The sequence below is a fragment of the Stieleria sp. genome, from assembly GCF_041595215.1.
In the GTDB taxonomy this organism is placed as follows: Bacteria; Planctomycetota; Planctomycetia; order Pirellulales; family Pirellulaceae; genus Stieleria; species Stieleria magnilauensis.
The window spans coordinates 1-4,071 of record NZ_JBFHKV010000815.1; the positions used below are offsets into that span (position 1 = coordinate 1).

Genomic DNA, 4,071 nt, shown 5'->3' on the forward strand with positions numbered 1-4,071 from the left:
GACGTCCGCACCGGCGTTGTTGACCCAAGTGGTCGGCGGGCCGAGAAAGTCCCAGCTCTCGTCGACCAACCGTTGCCGCTGCTGCGATTGGCAGATGTCGGCTTGAACCAGACAGGTCGTCGCGCCGAGCGCTTCGACCGCAGCGGCCGTTTCTTCTGCGCCGCGCTGGTTCTTGCGGAAATGAATCACCAATTTTGCCACGGCGGTTTCACGGTCGGCCGAGCGTGCCTCAGAGCCGTGCGAGCCGTGTTGTCGCGCCAGTCCGATCGCGATCTGACGACCGATCCCCGAGGAAGCACCGGTCACGACAGCTCGGAAGGGGCGCGCTTGCATGATTTGGGCGGATCGGACCGGGGATGCTCGAATCGCTTCGATAGGCAAAATTGACGGCGGTGACAGCCCTGTGGAGGGGGTTTGTTCACTGGGCCGTCGGAAGCTAAAAAGTCGCAGTGGCAATTGCTGCCCCTGTCTGTCCGCCACAATGGACGCCAGGACCACGTATTAACGCCAGGCCCTTGTCGTCGCAAGCCCCCGGCGGCTACCCTTTTGGGGCTGCACAAATGCCATAAACTCTTCAAATTGGATCAACGGTGGCCTTCGAGTTACCGTAACGCTTCGGTTGTTGTGAAGAATCAATATCACCCGCGTGGTTTTCCATCGGAGTGAACATTGAGCGTTTGAGACGCCGAAGAGTGGAACGACCCGCCGAATGATTCGGTCGCTGACTTGAAACGGTCAGCGCGACCGCTGATTCGATTTGTGAACTTGCCTTCAGGGAACTTGCTTGTATGAACGACTCGAAGATGATCGCCCAGGATGAAGTGAAGAAGCAACTTGGCGAACTTGAGCGGAACGCTGAAGTCGACATCGATGCTTCAGAAACGAAGGAGTGGCTTTCGTCGCTCGAATATGTGCTCAAGAGCAAAGGTCATGACCGAGTTCGTTTTCTGCTCGAAAAACTCCGTGACCGCGCCGCCGAGCAAGGCGTCCAAGCGGCCGCCGACACGACTACGCCGTATCTGAACACCATTCCGGTCCATGACGAGCCGGCCTATCCGGGCAACCGTGATTTGGAACGACGCATCAAATCGATCATCCGCTGGAATGCGATGGCGATGGTCGTCGGAGGCAACAAACGCGGCGGGGGAATCGGCGGTCACATCAGTACCTTTGCCTCCAGCGCGACGCTCTACGAAGTCGCCTTCAATCACTTTTTCAAAGGCCGCGGCGAAGACGGATACAGCGGTGATTCGGTTTACTTCCAAGGCCACGCGTCGCCGGGGATGTACTCTCGAGCCTTCCTGGAAGGCCGATTGGGCAAAGAAAAACTGATCAATTTTCGACGCGAACTGGAACCCGAAGGCGGGCTGAGCAGCTACCCGCACCCCTGGTTGATGCCCGATTTTTGGGAGTACCCGACGGTCTCGATGGGGCTGGGACCGATCATGGCGATCTACCAGGCCCGATTCAATGAATACCTGCGCGATCGCGGGATCAAAGACACCAGCGGTCAAAAGGTCTGGGCGTTCCTCGGTGACGGTGAATGCGACGAACCGGAAACACTCGGCGCGATCGGATTGGCCTCGCGAGAAAAGCTGGACAACCTGATCTTCGTCATCAATTGCAATCTGCAACGATTGGACGGACCGGTCCGCGGAAACGGAAAGATCATTCAAGAATTGGAATCGATCTTCCGCGGTGCCGGCTGGAACGTGATCAAAGTCATCTGGGGCGGCGAGTGGGACGAACTGCTCGCCCGCGACACCACCGGATTGCTGGTCAAGCGGATGGGCGAGGTCGTCGATGGTCAGTACCAGAAGTACACCGGGATGCCGGGCAGCTACATTCGCGAACACTTCTTCGGCAAGTACCCCGAACTGCTCAAGCTGGTCGAAAACTACAGCGACGAAAAGCTGGAAAAGATGCGCCGCGGCGGGCACGATCCCGAGAAAGTCAATGCGGCCTATCAAAAAGCCGTCAGCCTGCAGAACGGCAAGCCGACCGTCGTGTTGGCCAAGACGATCAAGGGCTATGGTTTGGGCGAAGCCGGCGAAGGTCGCAACGTCGCCCACAACCAGAAAAAACTGAACGAAGCCGAGTTGCTGGAATTCCGATCACGGTTCGGGATCCCGATCAGCGACGATGAAGTCGTCAACACGCCGTTCTACAAGCCGCCGGAAAACAGCCACGAAATCAAGTACCTGCACGAGCGACGCAAGGCCTTGGGCGGCTACCTGCCCTCACGCCCGACCGAGCATCCGACGCTGGAAGTTCCGTCGCTGGCCGACATGCAGAAAACGATCAAGCGGCTGGAAAACAAAAGCATCAGCACGACGTTCGCCGTGGTTCAAACGCTGATCGCCCTGTGCCGCGACAAGAAGATTGGCAAATTCATGGTGCCGATCGTTCCGGATGAATCGCGGACGTTTGGGATGGAAGGGATGTTCACCCAATTCGGGATCTACGCCCACGCCGGGCAGCTGTACGAACCGATCGATTCGGCGATTCTGCAGAAATACAAAGAGGCCCAAGACGGCCAGATCTTGGAAGAAGGCATCACCGAAGCGGGGTCGATGGCCAGCTTCAATGCCGCCGGAACCGCCTACAGCTGTCACGGCGTCAACATGATTCCGTTCTTCATCTACTACAGCATGTTCGGTTTCCAACGCATCGGTGACCTGATCTGGGCCGCCGCCGACATGCGAGCCAAGGGATTCCTGGTCGGCGGAACGGCTGGCCGAACCACGCTCAACGGCGAAGGCCTGCAGCACCAGGACGGGCACAGCTTGCTCAACGCGATCGCCTTCCCGACCGTGCGGTCCTACGATCCCGCGTTCGCCTACGAAGCGGTCGTGATCATCCAGGAAGGCTTGCAGAAGATGTACGCCGAGGGTGAGCAGTGCATCTATTACCTGATGAGCGAGAACGAAGAGTACACGCATCCGGAAATGCCCGAAGGATGCGAAGAAGGAATCGTCAAAGGCATTTACAAGTACCGCAGCCGAGACGTCGACAAGGCGAAAGCCCGTGTTCAGTTGTTCGGCAGCGGAGCGATTCTCAATAGCGTGCTTGCCGCACAAGAGTTACTGGCCGAAAAATATGGCGTTGCCAGCGACGTTTGGAGTGTGACCAGCTACACGCAACTCCGTCGCGATGCCGCCGCGTGCGACCGCTGGAACATGTTGCACCCCACCGAGACTCCGAAAAAGAGCTACCTGGAAGAGGTGCTCGACGGAGTCGAAGGCCCGTTCATCTCGGCCAGCGACTACGTTCGCGCCTTGGGCGAGCAACTGACGCCTTGGATCCCCGGCGACTACTTTGTCTTGGGGACCGACGGCATGGGCCGTAGCGAAACCCGCGAAGCGCTGCGTCGCCACTTTGAAGTCGACAAAGAATCGATCACGATCGCGACGCTCAGCCGACTTTCCAAGGCCGGCGTCTTTTCACCGAACGACGTCAAACAGGCGATCGATGACCTCGGCTATGACGCAGACAAGCCCGACCCGTATTATGCTTAGTTGATCGTTTTTGATCTGAATTTATCCTTCGACCGAGCGAAGGCACGATGCCTTCGCGCTAGATCTCTCCTATCGCTGATAATCCATCTATGGCTACTGAAGTTACCCTTCCCGATCTTGGTGACGGCATCGAATCCGGTGACGTATTAGAAGTGTTCGTCTCGGTCGGAGACGTCATCTCCGAAGGCCAAGACATCGTTGAAATGGAGACGGACAAGGCGACCGTCCCGGTCCCTTCGTCGGTCAGCGGAAAGGTTTCAAAGATCGCGGTCAGCGAAGGGGACACGGTGCCGATCGGTGGCGTATTGATCGAAGTCGAAGCCGAATCGGGCGCCGCGGCACCGGCCGCCGAACCCGCTCCGGAAACCCCCAAGGCGGAAGCACCCCAAGCAGAACCGCCCAAGGCTGAAACGCCCGAACCACCGGCTCCGGCCGCGTCGACGCCCGCTCCTGCCGCGGCGACCCCCGCCCCAGCGACTCCCGCTCCCGCTGCCGCAGCACCGCCGGCCCAAGCACCCGCACCCGCACCCGCTCCTGCTGCTGCACCCGCTGC

Annotated in this window: 2 protein-coding genes and 1 pseudogene; 2 read left to right on the forward strand and 1 reads right to left on the reverse strand. The window is 58.9% G+C overall.

Going from position 1 to position 4,071, the window contains the following annotated elements:
- Positions 1–333, reverse strand: a pseudogene (locus ABX749_RS24595) (3-oxoacyl-ACP reductase); the annotation flags it as partial.
- Between the two features lie 455 nt (positions 334–788).
- On the opposite strand from ABX749_RS24595, the gene aceE reads away from it, so the two are divergent.
- Together aceE and ABX749_RS24605 are read left to right on the forward strand one after the other, a co-directional pair.
- A complete protein-coding gene (gene aceE, locus ABX749_RS24600; RefSeq protein WP_145207738.1) occupies positions 789–3,518 on the forward strand; it encodes a pyruvate dehydrogenase (acetyl-transferring), homodimeric type in 2,730 nt (909 codons plus the stop codon).
- Positions 3,519–3,607: 89 nt separating this feature from the next.
- Positions 3,608–4,071 (forward strand): biotin/lipoyl-containing protein (locus ABX749_RS24605; protein WP_372898320.1); only part of this gene is annotated, 464 nt, incomplete at its 3' end.

Bases quoted from the DNA above. Each gene is read 5' to 3' on its own strand.
- aceE (WP_145207738.1), top strand. From the start codon at position 789: ATGAACGACTCGAAGATGATCGCCCAGGATGAAGTGAAGAAGCAACTT.